Source organism: Pseudacidobacterium ailaaui, from assembly GCF_000688455.1.
Lineage (GTDB): Bacteria > Acidobacteriota > Terriglobia > Terriglobales > Acidobacteriaceae > Pseudacidobacterium > Pseudacidobacterium ailaaui.
This window is the reverse complement of the sequence record NZ_JIAL01000001.1, coordinates 798,112-814,713: the sequence shown is the minus strand read 5'-3', so window position 1 is coordinate 814,713 and position 16,602 is coordinate 798,112. Positions and strand designations below refer to the sequence as shown.

Sequence of the window (16,602 nt, the reverse complement as noted above, 5' to 3'; positions counted from 1 at the left end):
ATGCCGGAAGCAATACGTCGATCTCGGCACGCCGTTTCGTCCCGTAATTGGCGCCAATCGGGGAAATTTTCCAGGCAGCCTGCACCACAACGTTGTCTTTCAATCAACTGACAATTTGGATGATTCCCTGCTGGATTGCTACAGCAACTGCCTCTGTTCGGTCAGAGACTTCCAGCTTTTCCATGATGCTGTTTACATGATTGCGGACGGTGTTTTCGCTGATGACGAGGACATGACCAATCTGCTTGTTCGTCAGCCCTTTGGCGAGCATTTCCAGGATCTCCAGCTCGCGGGCCGTCAGGTCTGAGCGCAGCATCCGTTCCGCAAGGCGGGCGGCAATGGGCCGTGGAATATATTTTTTCCCCGCGTGAACGGTGGCGATTGCTTCCAACATCTGGTTTTGCGATGTGTCTTTAAGCAGATATCCGCAAGCCCCGGCCTGAATTGCACGGTAAATGTTCTCGTCTGTCTCAAAACTGGTGAGAATAATCGTCCGTGCCGTTGTCTTGATTTTCTTCAGTGCACAGAGAGTATCAATCCCGCTCATTCCTGGCATGCGAAGGTCAAGCAAAATGATGTCGGGCACATTCTGCTGCACCATGGCCAATGCTTCTTCGCCGCTGGATGCCGAGCCGATTACTTCAATGCCCTTATGTGTGGCAAGCATACTTGCCAGGCCAGCCTGGACTACGGGATGGTCATCAACAATCAGGATATGGATGGCCTTGTTTTCAGGTTTGTTCATGAGAGCGGTTTCCTTTAAGAAGCATTGGTACATGGAAAGCCATGCGTGCAGGCAACGGGGCGGTTACACAAACCCGTGTTCCTTTATCAGGCAAAGCAACAATTTCAATCGCAGCAGAAATGGCTGCGGCCCTTCTTTTCATTCCGCGTACCCCAAAGCCCCGTTTTTCATTGTCTGCAACATACCCAGTACCATCGTCTTCAATAATCATTTGAACGGAGTCTCTGGCATAAACCGTAACAATGGAGATGCATGTTGGCATGGCGTGACGTACGGCATTGGCCAATGCTTCTTGTCCGATGCGGAACAAAGTGTCATTGATACGCAACGGAACGGGGCGGGGGTCTCCGGACTGTAATATCTTGATCTCAACCGGTCCGCCCTCCAGCATTTTCTTTGCACATTGCTCTAGCATATGGGTCAGTTCCATCTGTTTGAAAGATTCGCTGTGCAGCATCATAATGTCGCGCCGTGCCTCTTCGTGACTGTGTCGCACTAAATCACAGGCAAGATCAAGCTGCTTGTGGATGGCAGGCATGTCTTCCGGCATACGGTTACGTATTGCCTGGAGCTGAAAACCTAGTCCAGCGAAACTCTGCGCCAGAGTGTCGTGCATTTCGTGGGCCAGCATTTCCCTTTCTTCAAGGATGGCGTGTAATCGCCATTGCTGGATCCGGCTGTAGATAAAGTAACTAATGAACAGCAACAGAAAAAGAACGAATCCGATGGCTATAACATGTTTTGTATTCCACCAGGGCGGTCCTGCCACAATACCAATGTCATCTGTGGAACGCAGCAAGAGAACAAAGGGAGTGAGATTGTGCGTATATTCAGAATCCACAACACACACTCCACGCAAGCGCACAAGACTGCCCTGTTTCAGTTTATTGAAGAGTAAATCTCCGCGCCCTCCATTGACGACCGCTCGAAAAGACTGCTGGCCGTCTTCAAGGTCCAGAATCAGAGTATCTTGAGCATCCCGCCTTTTACTGCGCAAGTGCGCTTCCACTTCAATGAACATTGCAGCAAATGCTCCAGTGGCGGCTTGCGAAACTGTGACAGAAACAGGCTGCACCGGTGTCCGCGCCCATAGAAGCTGTACCCTTGCATTTTCCAGTGTGGAATGAAATGCTCCAGACCGCACAGTCCCAGTGGCCTCGATCTCATCGCCGACTTTTAGTGGAGGGCTTGATGCTGCCTCTACAGCAATGCCGCCAGTTGAATCCTGTATATATAACGGTGCTGTAAGCGAGACTACGCCGCGAATGGTAGAGGTCATCGGTTGTGGGCTTGATACCAGACGTAGACTACTGATGGACTGAACATTCCTGGCTGGTCGTGCCTGCTGGTAGACATGCGAAGGGAGAGAACCAGAACCGAAGATCGTGATTCCATTTCCCGCTGCACGTTCGCTGGAAGACGGGTGGCCAGCCAGCGTCCCTAGCATGGAGAGGAGGTCCTCCTCCGTAGCCAGCCGCACATAGACATTACGCCAGATCCCTCCGGCAGAATAAGACCGCAGGCCAATACGCCCGGACATAAGACAGTTTTTTTCACTCATTGCGGCCGTTGTTACCTCACCGCCGCCCACCGGGAATGTGGCTGAAGCAACAATCCGGCATCCGTAAGCAAGTAATTTCAGGTGATACCAGCGGAACGCCTGCACACCACCAGGTATTGGCACATTCTGATATTCAAGCCAGCCGTGACTTGCGCGACCCAGCGTTAACATGTTGTCCCGCGTGCGCAGTCCGGCATAATAGCCGCTATAGGAATCCACCCCCAGCTCCTCATCGCTCGCACGGATGATGAGTCCCGCATCGCCGTCCTCGCCAAGCAACATCACGTCAGCTTCCAGAAGATAGTCATTCCAGTAAGGAGAACCTGTCATCAGTTTGGCGCCACGCTCGTCTGAGTCGTTGCGTATGCCCTTGTCATAGACTGCCCATGTGCCGCCAAATGCTTCCCACTCGTCGGCCTTCCCCTCAGCAAAAGAATCGTGATAGGGGAGTCCATGTTTCGGGCTATGCAGGTAAAGGAGGAAAAGAAAGACGGTCCCGGCAAGCACGGCAAGGCTAGACAAAGAGATTGCCAGCCATTTCCATACTTGCGAACGACGTTTCATTGCGTAATAAGTCCTAATATCCGACGGACATCTGTGGAATTCAAATTGTCTTTCGTCACCAGATGAGGAGCAATTTTCTGAAATCTTGGCACTGGTTTACCCTGCCGCTCAAGAGCAATCCATTCCACTGCGCGGCGGCCCATTTCATAAGTATTTTCCGCAATGACAGAATCCATCTCTCCTGTCACAAGTGGTGCAAGCAAATCCTGGTCGCAGCCCACGAGTTTTACAGTATTGGTCTGGTGCAATTCGCTCAACGCGGAATACGCCCCCCGGGTTGCATCCGCAGTCACGGCAAGAATGGCGTTCAGGTTGGGATTCGCCACGAGCACTTCTTCCGTGATTTGCTGCTCATAAGGAACATTGAATGATCCCAGTCGTTTTTCGGCCACATGTATCCCGGGGAATTGCTCTGCCAGTGTTGCTTCAAATGCGCCGACGCGGTCCAGCACTCCCGCGATATCCGGATTGATGCCAATGATAGCCACGGTCCCCTGGCCATGCAGAATCGTGCCGATGCGCGATGCAGCCATGCGTCCGGCCACTTCATCATCGCTGACGATGTATGACAGCCTGCCACTTGGTTCTAACGGAAGCGCAGAACCAATCACCACAGTAGGAATGCCTCTGGAAATAGCGCGCCGCACCGGAGTCATTAAGGCGAGCGATTGGTCCGGCGCGAGAATCAGGCCTGCATACTTTTCATCAATAATTTTTTCTACCAACGCAATCTGGCCTTGCACATCATCTTCGCGTGTAGGAGCGTTCCAGTAAATTTTCATGCCGAGTGCGCTGGCTGCAGCTTCCGCGCCGGCGTGTTCTGGCTCCCACAATGACATGCCCGTTGTGCGGGGAATCACTGCAATGACGGGAGGGCCAGACCGGCAGCCAATCACAAGAAGCAGAAATAGAGCAGCAGAAATTCTGCGCGCACAGGCCATTGCCATCACATTCAGGATCTACTTTACATGGCAAGCTTGAACAGTCCATTCATACTATACAACTTTGGTCTGACTGGCCCAGGCGTTCTTGATTCACCTGCACATATCGTCACCTTGTCTATCATTTTGCAAGAATGATCCTCGTCATATACGCCTGCCCAAAGGAGTTCTCTCTGAATGCTGAACCGTCGCGAATTTGTTTCTGTGCTTGCCGCTGCATCAGCCGCACTTAAAACTCAGGCTTTCTCTGCAGATATTCCGTCGCCAGATATAACAAGTATTGCATCGCGCAGTGCAGGCGATGGCTTTCCTCTCAGCGATTACACGCCTTTTGGATACTTGGACAATCCGTGGCACACATGGGACATGCACCAAAGCGGTATTCTGCGCTCGTTGTCAGGAATTGGATTTGGTCTGTATTATCCGGCTGGTCCAGGAGGATACTTCGACTATCACCGGAATGGGGTCTATGTTGCAGAACTAGCGCTGGGCTTCAGAATTGGTGACCGAGTATTGATGGATGGAGACGATTTTCGTCAAGGGCAACTGACCTCCCCTCACCATAGCAAGAATGTTCTTCAGTACCGCTTTGAAGAAGATCGTGTTGCAGTGGAGAGCCGGTTCTTTCTTGTGAATGAAGATGTCCTTGCATCGCACGTAAAAATAACTGAGCAATCGGGTCATGCAAAATCAGTTGGGGTGCTCGCCATGCACGCCTGCCAGCTGGGAGGAAGCCAGTGGTGGGGTGGAGATGGCATCGCTGGAGGTTTCGAGCAAGAAAAAGATACGCTTTGGACGCGGTCGTTCGCCGCTGGGACAGTTTTTGCCATCACTGCAAATATTCGCAACACAGGGCATTTCTTTTCCGCGAATAAAACCGACCGCAGAACATGGTTGGGTCCTACCCCTAAAAACGGGGAAAAACTTGCCTATTCTACCCAGCCACTGTTTGGCGGCATCTGCTATGAGCTTTCTCTGGGGCCAAATGAAAAGAAAGAATTCTTTGTTCTAATGGCACGCGGCGCAAACCTTTCAGCCGTGCTAGAGCATGTGCATGCTTCGCTACCGCAATCGAAAACAGTAATGCGCGAAAGGCTCGCAGAAGACGCATCTTTCTGGAGTGGCGCGCCAAAATTGACTGGAGACTGGCCCAAGCACTGGCAGCATGGATGGGTCTATGATTTTGAAACACTGCGGACCATGGTGCGGCGGCCTATCGGGGTCTACAAGCATCCGTGGGATGCGATGCAGATTCAGGCACCGCGCAATGTGCTGGCCGAAACTTCGATAGATATGTGGGCCTTGAGCTATGCCAATCCGGCCATAGCAAAAGAGGTCTTTCTAGGGCAATTTCTTGACGCCGTCGAGGACAACATTCCTTGCATGCGCGAAGACGGTGTGATGAACATGGTGGCGGCTGATGGCTCCGAATGTGGCACGTCCATTTCGTGGTGCTTTCCATTCTTCTGTGCGGAATCCATCTATAACCGTACGCGCGATCTCGCGTGGCTACGCCAACTTTATCCAAAATTAAGTGCTCTTCTGCGCTGGACGCTTAAACATCGGACGGATTTCGGCGGCTTCATTGTTGGTAAGTGCAGTTGGGAAACGGGCATGGATACTTCCAAACGCTTTCAGATCCAGCAGCCTACCGGAGCTGAATTAGTGGAGTTCCTACGCTTGGTGGAACTGCAGGCAGCCGCATCCCAGGCCGGCGCCATTCTGGCCCGTTTTGCGAAACTCGTCTCCGATCAGAAGAGCATTCCGGAATGGCGGCAAATCCAGCAAGATTTCGCAGAAAAGACACAACAGTTATGGCAAGGTGACTGGTTTCATGACTTCGACACCCGTTCGATGAAGTTGGTGAATGGTCCGGAACGCGACCCCTCACAGGCTGCCCCCGCATTTTGCGGCATCGCCACAGACAACCAGAAAAAGCTTCTTTTGCCTACACTTCGCAAAATGTACGAAGACATGCTGGCACAAGTACAAATCCCGGAATCGTCAGCCGACAACGCGCTGAATTGGTCATCCTTTGTTCTGCCGTTTCTAGAGTCCGCGTGGTCTTCCGGGGACAGCCAACTTGCATCCCAAACAGTGGAAAATATCTGCGAGCGTATTTACACAAGTATGGACCGTCGTGTGCTTCAAACAGGCGGCAACAATCCGCGTCTTGGGTGGCCGGGAACCAGCTGCGAAATCTGGGGTGGGCATGGTGCTTTTGGTGGAGAGGTGTATGGCTGGGGAGCAGTGATGCCTGCCCATATCATTCGCAATTTGATTGGTTTTCGTGAAACCGATGCAGTGGATCAGGTGATTCTCAACCCCGGGTTTAGCCCGCTGCTTGCCGCAAGCGGAAAGGAGTACGGAATCTCGCGCTTGCCATATGCCCGGCAGTGGATCAGCATTCAATTCAAATTTGTACACGGTCATGATCTATGCGCAGAAATCGAACTGCCCCAGGGGACCAGTGTTCTTTCTGTTGTGGAAATAGATGGACGGCCGCAGCCGGTAGAAAAGGAGAATGGACGGTGGCGGTTTAAGGCCAGGAACTATACCCGATACAAGGTTAAGCTCGGGGGCTTTTCCAGGCTTTCTTAGGCCAGTCCATTTGTACTATACGGCAGGGGTTGGACTTGTTCATGCAAGGTATATGGATGAATAGTTACCTTCGCTAAATTCATGGCAGAGAGGCAAGTGAATCACGAATTTCTCTGCTGCCCTTTTCAGGAGGCCCGGACCATGCGTAAATTTTCAGGTCTGCTAATTTCATGCATTTTGTTGGCAGCCATGCAAGCGTTTGCACAATTCTCTTCAAGCGTACAAGGGAATGTGCTGGATTCAAAAGGCGCTGCGATTCCAAAGGCAACAGTTACATTAATCAACGTTGATACGCAGGTGACTGCGGTAAAGTTGTCCGATGATACAGGTGCATATCGCTTTTTGAGTATCGCTCCAGGGCATTATGAAATCTCTGCTTCAGCATCTGGATTCACAACATCCAAAGTGGACTTTACACTAGAAACTGCGGAGAACCGCGAGATCTCGCTGACGCTTGCCGTTGGACAAGTTGCCTCTACGGTTTCAGTGACTGCGCAAGCACCGTTGCTGGATACTTCAGACAGCCGGAACCAACTGACAATTGATACACAGGCGATCCAGTCGCTGCCATTGGCCGCAAGGAATCCCACCTCGCTCATTACTCTCACTCCGGGTGTTACCGGGCTTGGTGCTGCAGGCTATAACAATTTCTTTACAGAAAATGCTGACTACAGCGCGAACGGTCGTGGAGACAATGGCAACCAGTACATTCTTGATGGCTTGGACATCAACATTGATGTGAATCCGGGCGTGCTGACACTGGTCCCTAACGCAGATGCGCTTTCTGAAATCAGCGTCCAGACCAACACGTACACTGTGGACTTTAACAAGACAAGCTCTATGCAGACGGTGATGACCACTAAATCCGGTACCGACCAATATCATGGCTTTGGCAGCGTCTACTATACCTATCAGGGGTTAAACGCCAAAGGCGAATTTTTCCCCGCAGGTGTTAAGATCCAGCCCTTCCACACCACGAACATGTCATTTGGAATTGGCGGCCCAGTCATTCCTAAAAAGCAGTTCTTTTTCTTCTTCTCGATTGAGCCATATCTGGCCCTTACTTCCAACGGAAACAGTGTGCTTACCTACGAAGACCCGGCCTTTGTCTCTTTTGCGCAGCAGGTACGTCCGAAGTCTCCCGAGGTGCAGCTAATGGCAAAGTATCCTCCAAGCGCTGCAACAACAACGGGCGTGGCCGCTACCGCGCAGGACGCGTTCGGCCCACAAAACCTGGCCAATAATACCGGATGCGGTACATCTAGTACGGACAACATTCCCTGCTCCTTGCCTGTCTTTGACAATGGTGTCTTCAATTCTTCGAGCTATGAGAATGCAAAACAGTACAACATCCGCATAGATAAATACTTCAGCAAAGACCGGATTTACGGAACACTCTTTCGCGATACGAGTACTTCGGGCGGCCCTTCAGTCCGTCCAGCGTTTAATACATCAAGCCCTTCATCGGTAATCGCTCTACAGGGCAGCGAAACGCACACATTCTCAGCAAACACGCTGAACCAGGCATTTTTTGGCTATAACTATCTGCAATCCACGAATGCGCAAAAAGGTTTGTTTTCTGTTCCAGTTGTGAATGTGAACAATCTTGGCGTTGGTTGGGGAGTTGGTTTTGCCGATTCCCAATATGCTGAACACAATTATCACTGGCGCGATGTTCTCACACGGGTTCAGGGAGAACATGCCATCAGTGTGGGAGTGGAAGGCTGGCACGGAGATGATTTGGCCCTCTTTGCTCCGGCCTATGCTCAGCCAAATTTTCAGTACAACAGCATGATTGACCTGATCAATGACCACCCTTATTCCGAGAGCAGTCTTTCCTACAATCCGGTTACAGGCAAGCCGATGCCTGGTCAATATGAGTATGCCCAAAGCACCTTTGGCATTTTTGCTCAGGACACCTGGCGCGTAACTCACCGTCTCACAATCAACTATGGCCTTCGGTACGACAATTATGGAAATCCTTATCCAACGGCTGGTACGCCTCTTGCCAATTTCCATTTGGGCTCTGGCTCAACTATGGCGGAGCGCGTGGCCAATGGGGTCAACCGCCAGCAGAACCATGTCTATAACCAGGACATGAACTGGATCTTCAGCCCTCGTGCAGGCGTGGCATGGGACCCTACCGGCAGCGGCAAATGGGTAGTGCGCGGAGGATTTGGTATTTATCGTGATTGGGTCACACTCGGCAATGCGGAAAATAACCTGAAAGGGAATCCGCCTGGATTTGTTCTGCCTACATTCTTTAATAACGGCTCAACGGCTCCCCCCATCTTTGGATACGGTACATCAAACACTTATCCCTTTGGATTTCCCTATCCCGCATTTCAGGGCACTCCACTCGATGCCAAAGGGGGTATCCCAGGGCAACAGATTGCTGTTGGCGGCGTAGACGGTAACCTGAAATCTCCCTACACTGAAACCTGGTCTGTGGGGGTGGAACGTCAGATCACAAACAACATGGTGGCTGGTGTGCGGTATGTTGGGCAGCATTCCGGCGATTTGCAATACGGCGGCGGCAATTCGTTCGGCAATGCTTTCTCCGGAGACGTTAACGTCTATCAAGGCGATTTGCTGCAGCACCTTACCTGTACTCCAGTTTCTCCACCGAATGGGCAACAGGCAACTTGTGTTGGCACGCAAACAAGGTTGAATTCCAGCTTTGGCGCGATTAACTATACCTTTAACGGACCGTGGTCCAACTACTCTGGTCTGATTCTTGCGCTCAAAGGACGTTTCGCGCAGAGAGGATTTGTAACCGCGTCATATACCCGTTCTGTTTCCAAGGACAATTCCGAAAACTATCCAATTGAGTATTCGTTGGACAGGTTTTATGGCCCATCTCCCTGGGATGTACCCAACCGGTTTTCGCTGGGATGGAGCTATCAGTTGCCATCCTTGCATGGTGGGCATGGACTCCTGGGAAGGGTGGCCTCAGGATGGGAGATATCTTCGCTTACCGTGCTGCAATCGGGAGAGCCCTTCAGTGTATTCTCAAGTGCTCCTCTGGATGTTGCTAAGGACGCAAGCGGCAACCTCATTTATCAGCCTGATTCAGGAGACTTTAATGCAGATGGTGATAATGGGGACTTCCCGAATGTCACTTCGTATCACATCTCTACGAGCCGCAAAAGCTATATACAGGGTGTCTTTCCGCACTGCTCCGGGACAAACCTTGATGGATGTGGCCCATTCTCATTTCCTCAAATAGGGCAGGAAGGAAATGAGCAGCTGAACCAATTCCGTAACCCCGGTTTTGCTCAAGTAGACGCCACCTTCAAGAAAATCACTAATATTACTGAAAAAGTAAAACTAGACCTGCGTGTAGACTTATTCAACTTGTTCAATCGCGTCAATCTCAATGGCGTCAATTCTGATGCTGCCAGTGGATCTGTATTCGGGACATCTACCAGTACACAGATTCCTCGTCAGGGACAGGTCGGAGCAAGAGTGGAGTTTTAAACATGCCCTCGATACAGAGATGCAAATCCAGTGAATGCTGCTTTGAATGAAGGGAAGGAAGGACCTTTGCAGAAGATCTACCTGTCTTCGCAAATGCCTACGGACACATAGACCATTCATACCATGCACGCCGCGGGTGAAATGATTAAGATAAAACGAGTTTTTGCGGAGATCGATGCAACCTATGTCTTTTCCTGGGTCTTCCCATTTTTCCCGCCGCCGTTTTCTCGCTTTTCTTGGGGCAGCAGGTATGGCCTCGATTTCAAAGAACACTTTTGGGGCCGGCACCCGGATTGAAGGGCAGAGGGCCTGGAACAGCACTGCGCCGCTCAAGAACCGTGCGCCCCTGGCGCAGAATGCTTTTTACGCCTTGCCGCTCGGGTCCATTCGTCCTGCAGGATGGCTGCGTGATCAGCTTTTGGTCCAAGCCCACGGACTCGCAGGCCATCTTGACGAAACGTGGCCCGATGTTGGCCCCAACAGCGGTTGGCTCGGCGGAACAGGAGAATCCTGGGAGCGCGGCCCTTACTATCTGGATGGACTTGTGCCGCTCGCTTACCTGCTGGAGGACACGCGGCTCAAAGCGAAGGCACAAAAGTTTCTGGACTGGACACTCGAAAATACTGCATCTGACGGGATGATTGGGCCAAAGTCCAACAATGATTGGTGGCCGCGTATGGTGATGGCAAAGGTCCTTACTCAATACCAGGAAGCCTCCGGCGATCCGCGGGTGGTTCCGGTGTTATCAAGATACTTTGCCTACCAGAGCGAGACCATGCCTTCGCGCCCGCTCCGCGACTGGGGGAAGTATCGCTGGCATGATGAAGCGCTTGCTGTCATCTGGCTCTACAACCGCACCGGAGATGCCAAACTGCTTCATCTCTTTCGACTGCTACAGCAACAGGGCTTTGACTGGCAGGCAGAGTTTGCAGACTTCAAATATACGCAGCGCACTACGCCGGAGGCCATCGGTCTGACGCCAAACTCTCCGCTCACCGACCGGGCGATGCAGACACATGGCGTCAACGTTGCAATGGCCATCAAAATGTCGCCTGTCCGATGGCTCCTCTCGCAGGACCCGACCGACCGGAGCGCCATCTTTCACATGCTCCAAGAGCTGGACCGTTATCATGGCTTGCCCAACGGCATCTTTTCCGCCGACGAGCACCTGGCCGGACGCAATCCGTCTCAGGGCACCGAGCTGTGCACCGTCGTTGAAGCCATGTTTTCTCTGGAGCAGTCTCTTGCGATTACTGGAGAAGCATCGCTTGGAGACCGTCTGGAAAAGATAGCATTCAATGCACTTCCTGGCGCCTTTACCGATGATATGTGGGCACACCAATACAATCAGCAGCCCAATCAGATTACCGTAAGCCTGCAAAAAGAACCCTGGACCACGGACGGCCCGGAGTCAAACCTCTACGGGTTGGACCCGAATTTCGGCTGCTGCACCGCAAATTTTGGTCAAGGATGGCCAAAATTTACGGCGAGCCTCTTCATGCTCTCTAATGACGATGGACTTGCAGCCACCGCGTATGCTCCCTGTGAAGTTCACACGATCATCCGGAACACGCCTGTTCATGTGCAGCAGCAGACCGAGTATCCATTCCGCGAGACGGTGCGCCTGATCATTCATCCGGCATCACCGCTCGCATTTCCGCTGTTGCTGCGCATTCCATCCTGGGCAGAGAATACGAGCATTCAAGTGAATGGAAGGCCCGTGGACGGCAACCCGCGGCCGGGAACCTTTGCCCGGATTGAACGGACCTGGAGCAAGGGAGACCAGGTGGAAGTCCTTTTCCCCATGACCACGCGCGCGTCTCGCGGATATCACAACTCGGTGAGTCTGGAGCGCGGGCCGCTGGTCTTTTCCTACAGCATTGGTGAGGACTGGCTCAAACTGCGCACACGTGGCATGACTGCGGACTGGCAGGTCTATCCCACCTCAGAGTGGAACTATGCTCTCGCAATTAACCCCGAAAATATTTCCGGATCCGTCGCTACGGTGGAGGGCAATGTCACCAGCTCTCCGTTTCGCAAAGACGGAGCGCCGGTCAGGTTGCAGGTCAAGGCCCGGCAGGTGCCCTCATGGGTAGGCGAAGACAACGTCGCCAATCCGGTCCCGGAAAGCCCTGTAAAAAGCACCGAGCCGGAGCAGCAGATTACGCTCGTCCCTTATGCTGCGGCCAAATTACGCATCACAGCTTTCCCAGAACTCGGGTAGTTTCTGGTGACAAAACATGACACCGAAAAATCTTCAGGAGATACGGACATAGCCTGGTCGCCGGGTGTCGTCCAGGTCAAGTCCGAGCTGGAGCCGAGCAGCTTCTGACATGCGGCTACGGTCCCAGGGTGGGTCAAAGGCCACTTCGACCTGCGCTTCCTTCACTTCAGGAAGACGCAGAAGCCGGGTTTCCACATCGGCCTTCAACACATTGCTCATACCGCAGGTGGGTGAGGTCAATCCCATGCGCACCGCTATGGTCTTGCCGCCCTCTTCGTGTGGTCGGATCTGGCAAGAGTAGATCAGACCGAGGTCGACCACGTTTACGGGAATTTCCGGGTCATAGACAGTCTTCAGCGTTTCCCAAACCATCTCCTCAGTGAGAGGCCCTTGTGGATGTGGTTGTGCCGCCATGCCGCCGGGAGGCGCAAGGCCAAGAGCATCGGCGTCGGCGCCGTCGATGCGGTATACGGCATAACGTTCCGTTGTAACGGTAAAGCTGCCGCCGCGCGACTGCATGATGCGTACAGCAGTGCCTGCGGGCAGGGTTTCGCGCTGGCCGCTGGGAACAGCGATGACAGCGCAATCGCGGTTGAGCTGGATGTGGTCCATCATGGCTGGTCTCTCTACTCGGTAGTGACAGGCTGCTGCTCGCCGTGCAGCGCGGCCATGAAAGTGTGCCAGGCCAGTGTGGCGCACTTGACGCGGGCAGGAAACTCGGAGACCCCCGCAAACACGGCAAGCTTGCCGATCTGGTCTGAACCGGCGGTATTTTCGCCGGTGACCATAGCGTGGAACTGTTCGTAGAGTTGTTTTGCTTCGCGTGTCGTTTTGCCTTTGAGGCTCTGCGTCATCATGGAAGCCGATGCACGGGAAATGGCGCAGCCGGACCCCTGAAAGGCAATGTCCTCAATGACATCGTCTTTCAGCGAAAGGTAGACGGCGCAGCGGTCGCCGCAAAGCGGATTGAAGCCTTCGGCTCGGGCCGAGGGCGAGGCCAGCTCGCGATAATTACGCGGCGCTTTGGAGTGCTCAAGAATCACTTCTTGATATAAGTCGCGGAGCTCGCCCATCAGCCCAGGATCTCCTTTACCTTTTCGATGCTTTGTAGCAGAACGTCTATTTCCTGCTTGGTGTTGTAAAGAGCAAACGAGGCGCGCACAGTGGCTGGGACATGGAAGATCTCCATCACGGGTTGCGCACAGTGGTGTCCTGTACGTACGGCGACGCCTTCGCGATCAAGGATCGTGCCGATATCGTGCGGGTGGACGCCTTCCATCACAAAAGAGAGCACGCCGGCTTTCTCGCGCGCGGTGCCTACAATGCGAACGCCTGGGACGGCCGCAATCTGACTTGCGGCGTATTGCAGAAGCTGGTGTTCGTGCACTCCGATTTTTTTGAGACCCAGTTGAAGCACATAGTCCAGCGCGGCGCCGAGACCAATGGCCCCGGCAATGTCCGGGGTGCCCGCTTCAAATTTATAAGGAATTTTGTTGTAGAGGGTCTTTTCAAAAGTAACGGAGCTGATCATGTCCCCGCCACCCTGGTAAGGGGGCATGGATTCCAGCAGCTCGGCCTTGCCATAAAGCGCGCCGATGCCGGTTGGCCCATAGACCTTGTGTCCGGAAAAAGCATAAAAATCGCAGTCCAGCTCTTGCACATGGACCGGAAGATGGGGCACGGCCTGTGCGCCATCGAGCAGCACGCAGGCGCCCGCAGCGTGGGCCATCGAAATGATCTCCCGCACGGGATTGATGGTCCCGAGCGCATTGGAGACGTGCGCTGCGGCCACGATTTTTGTCCGCGGGGTGAGCAATCTGCGGAACTCATCCAAATCAAGTTCGCCGAAGTCGTTAATGGGCACAACGCGCAGGTGTGCTTCCTTTTCCTGGCACAGCATTTGCCAGGGAACAATATTGGAGTGGTGCTCCATGGCGGTGATCAGGACCTCGTCTCCCGGGCCGACCTTGCTACGGCCATAGGTCTGGGCAACGAGGTTGATGCCCTCTGTCGCACCACGGGTGAAGACAATCTCGCGTGCCTCCCGGGCGTGGAGAAACGATTGCACTGTGGCCCGCGCTGCTTCATAGTCCTCTGTCGCGCGTTCTGAGAGCAGATGCACACCGCGATGGATATTTGCGTTGCTGTGATGGTAGTAGCGCACCAGCGCATCGATGACCGCAGTGGGTTTCTGGGTGGTCGCAGCATTGTCCAGATACACGAGAGGTCGCCCGTAGACCTGTTCGCGCAGAATCGGGAAGTCGGCCCGGATGGCTTCCACATCATAGGCGGCGGTAGTGGCGACTCCGGCAGTGGCACTCATCCCAATTCCTCCCAGTTGCGGCTGGCAAAATTGCCGGACCCGCTGGTGCGACTGTTGCCGGCAAGCGTGGTCAGGCGTTGTTCGAGTGCAGCCTCAGCGTAAGCGCGTAATGGGCCCTCGGCGATGCGCTCCAGGCATTCCCCGGCAAAGGCCCCCAGCAGGAGTCGACGCGCTTCTGGTTCTGCAATGCCGCGTGATTGCAGGTAGAAGAGGGCATTTTCTTCAATCTGCCCGATGGTGGCGCCGTGGGTGCATTTCACGTCGTCTGCGTAGATTTCGAGTTGAGGCTTGGTGTCAATCTGTGCCGCATCCGAGAGCAGAAGATTGCGGTTGGTCTGTTTGGCGTCGGTCTTCTGGGCATCCTTGTGTACGATAATGCGCCCATGAAAGACTCCATGCGACTGCCCGTCAAGAATGCCGTTATAGAACTGGCGGCTGGCGCAGTGTGGCTTGGCGTGTTCGACCTGCATATAGTTGTCCAGGTGCTGGTGGCCGCTGCCGATAAAGAGCCCATTGATGAGGCACTCGCCGCCTTCGCCGGCAAGTACGGGATGCACATTGTTGCGCACCAGGCCGCCGCCCAGCAGCAGTGAATGCGAAGCGACGTTCGCGCTGCGCGCCTGCTCGATGCGTAAGGTGGAAAAATTGAAGGCCTGTCCGTGTTCGTGTTCGATAAGAGTATGGATCACAGTTGCGTTTTCACCTGCGACAAGCTCTGTGACCGCGTTCGAGAAGGCCGGGACTTCTTCTCCAAATGAAACATACTCTTCCACAATCGAAATCTGGGCCTGCTCTTCGACGATGATGAGATTTCGCGGATGCGTCATGAGCGGGACCTCAGATGCGGTCGAGACAAAGAGCAGATGGATGGGAGCATCCGCAACCGTGTTGCGAGGCAGGAGCAGGAAAGCACCGTCCTCCATGAAGGCCGTGTTCAGGGCGCAGAATGGATCGCGTGTGATGTTGACGTAACGTCCAAGGTGCCGGGAGAGCACCGGCTCTGCATCGCGAATGGCCTGGCGCAGGCCACAGAGCTTGATGCCCGCAGGCAGTCTTTCCAGCGTGGAAAGACCTGGGTGATAGTGGCCATTGATGAAGATGAGTCGGGCAGCAGCGCCGGAAATCTGCCAGGCTGCTGTGTGCTTCTGCTGAAGAGGGGTTGTCTCTTCTTCTCTCGGCAGGCGAAATGGGGTCCGGACAAGCGAGGCGAGGTTGGTAAAGCGCCAGTCTTCATTGCGCGTGGTAGGAAAGCCAGTCTCGCAAAAGCGGGCAAAGGCAGATTCGCGCAGATCACGCAGCCATGCCGGAGTTTCCGATGGCCTCTGCCGTGTGAAATCAGTGAATGCTTCAAGATAGCTTTCGAGCTGGGCCACTTGTACTGCCATGGTTCTTCCTCTTATGCGGAGACCGCTTCTGTTTCGATCCAGCCGTAGCCTTTTTCTTCCAGCTCCAGCGCAAGCTCGGCGCCGCCCGAGCGCACGATGCGCCCGTCCACCAGCACGTGGACAAAATCCGGCACAATGTAATTCAACAGCCGCTGATAGTGCGTGATGACCAGCATGGAGCGTTCCGGGCTGCGCAGTGCATTCACCCCCTGGGCCACAATGCGCAGCGCGTCAATGTCGAGTCCGGAGTCGGTTTCGTCGAGGATCGCGAGCTTCGGCTCCAGCACTGCCATCTGCAGAATTTCATTCCGCTTTTTCTCACCGCCTGAGAACCCCTCATTTACGGAGCGGTTCATCAGTTTTTCGTCCATCTCAAGCAGCTTGAGCCGCTCACGATAGAAGGGAAGAAAATCCATTGCGTCCATTTCGTCCAGACCGCGATATTTGCGTACCGCATTGAGGGCGCTACGGAGAAAGTAGGCGTTGCTGATGCCAGGAATTTCCACCGGATATTGGAATGCGAGAAAGACGCCTTCGCAGGCGGCCTCTTCCGGCTTCATGGCCAGCAGGTCTTTTCCCTGGAAGAGGACTTCCCCTGCGGTGACTTCGTAAGCTTCCCGGCGTGAGAGTACCTGGGCCAGCGTGCTTTTTCCCGATCCATTCGGCCCCATGATGGAATGGACCTCGCCCGGACCAACGGTCAGGTTGATCCCCTTCAGGATCTCGTGTCCATCCACGGCGACATGCAAATTACGGATTTCCAGCAAACTCATCGTCT

General features: G+C 53.8%; 11 protein-coding genes. 3 read left to right on the top strand and 8 right to left on the bottom strand.

Annotated features, from left to right (window positions below; all coding sequences use genetic code 11):
- Window positions 1-103 precede the first annotated feature (103 nt).
- The 3 genes from N655_RS0103695 to N655_RS0103685 are packed head-to-tail and all read right to left on the bottom strand — an operon-like array spanning window position 104 to window position 3,817.
- Window positions 104-745 (bottom strand): response regulator, encoded by a 642-nt coding sequence (locus N655_RS0103695; RefSeq protein ID WP_026441902.1) that lies wholly within the window; start codon window positions 743-745, stop codon window positions 104-106.
- Window positions 732-2,828, bottom strand: a complete 2,097-nt coding sequence (locus tag N655_RS0103690; protein WP_162173482.1) for a histidine kinase — start codon at window positions 2,826-2,828, stop codon at window positions 732-734. The genes N655_RS0103695 and N655_RS0103690 overlap by 14 nt, the downstream gene beginning before the upstream one ends.
- A gap of 38 nt (window positions 2,829-2,866) precedes the next feature.
- Window positions 2,867-3,817, bottom strand: coding sequence for a sugar ABC transporter substrate-binding protein (locus N655_RS0103685; protein ID WP_026441900.1), 951 nt, complete (start codon window positions 3,815-3,817; stop codon window positions 2,867-2,869).
- A gap of 171 nt (window positions 3,818-3,988) precedes the next feature.
- On the opposite strand from N655_RS0103685, the gene N655_RS0103680 reads away from it, so the two are divergent.
- From N655_RS0103680 to N655_RS0103670, 3 genes are all read left to right on the top strand, one after another.
- Complete coding sequence (locus tag N655_RS0103680) at window positions 3,989-6,412, top strand: MGH1-like glycoside hydrolase domain-containing protein (protein WP_026441899.1); 2,424 nt, start codon at window positions 3,989-3,991, stop codon at window positions 6,410-6,412.
- Between the two features lie 189 nt (window positions 6,413-6,601).
- Window positions 6,602-9,892, top strand: coding sequence for an outer membrane beta-barrel protein (locus N655_RS0103675; RefSeq protein ID WP_238324478.1), 3,291 nt, complete (start codon window positions 6,602-6,604; stop codon window positions 9,890-9,892).
- 250 nt (window positions 9,893-10,142) lie between these two features.
- On the top strand, window positions 10,143-12,116 hold the full coding sequence (locus N655_RS0103670) for a beta-L-arabinofuranosidase domain-containing protein (protein WP_044935158.1): 1,974 nt from the start codon (window positions 10,143-10,145) through the stop codon (window positions 12,114-12,116).
- Window positions 12,117-12,149: 33 nt separating this feature from the next.
- On the opposite strand, the gene sufT is transcribed toward N655_RS0103670, so the two are convergent.
- The 5 genes from sufT to sufC are packed head-to-tail and all read right to left on the bottom strand — an operon-like array spanning window position 12,150 to window position 16,597.
- On the bottom strand, window positions 12,150-12,731 hold the full coding sequence (gene sufT / locus N655_RS17150; protein ID WP_044933923.1) for a putative Fe-S cluster assembly protein SufT: 582 nt from the start codon (window positions 12,729-12,731) through the stop codon (window positions 12,150-12,152).
- Window positions 12,732-12,742: 11 nt separating this feature from the next.
- Complete coding sequence (gene sufU / locus N655_RS0103660; protein ID WP_026441896.1) at window positions 12,743-13,189, bottom strand: Fe-S cluster assembly sulfur transfer protein SufU; 447 nt, start codon at window positions 13,187-13,189, stop codon at window positions 12,743-12,745.
- A complete protein-coding gene (locus N655_RS0103655; RefSeq protein WP_026441895.1) occupies window positions 13,189-14,439 on the bottom strand; it encodes a SufS family cysteine desulfurase in 1,251 nt (416 codons plus the stop codon). Before N655_RS0103655 ends, sufU begins: the two co-directional genes overlap by 1 nt.
- Complete coding sequence (gene sufD, locus N655_RS17145; RefSeq protein WP_044933921.1) at window positions 14,436-15,824, bottom strand: Fe-S cluster assembly protein SufD; 1,389 nt, start codon at window positions 15,822-15,824, stop codon at window positions 14,436-14,438. Before sufD ends, N655_RS0103655 begins: the two co-directional genes overlap by 4 nt.
- An 11-nt stretch (window positions 15,825-15,835) precedes the next feature.
- Window positions 15,836-16,597 (bottom strand): Fe-S cluster assembly ATPase SufC, encoded by a 762-nt coding sequence (gene sufC / locus N655_RS0103645; protein ID WP_044933919.1) that lies wholly within the window; start codon window positions 16,595-16,597, stop codon window positions 15,836-15,838.
- Between the last annotated feature and the right edge of the window lie 5 nt (window positions 16,598-16,602).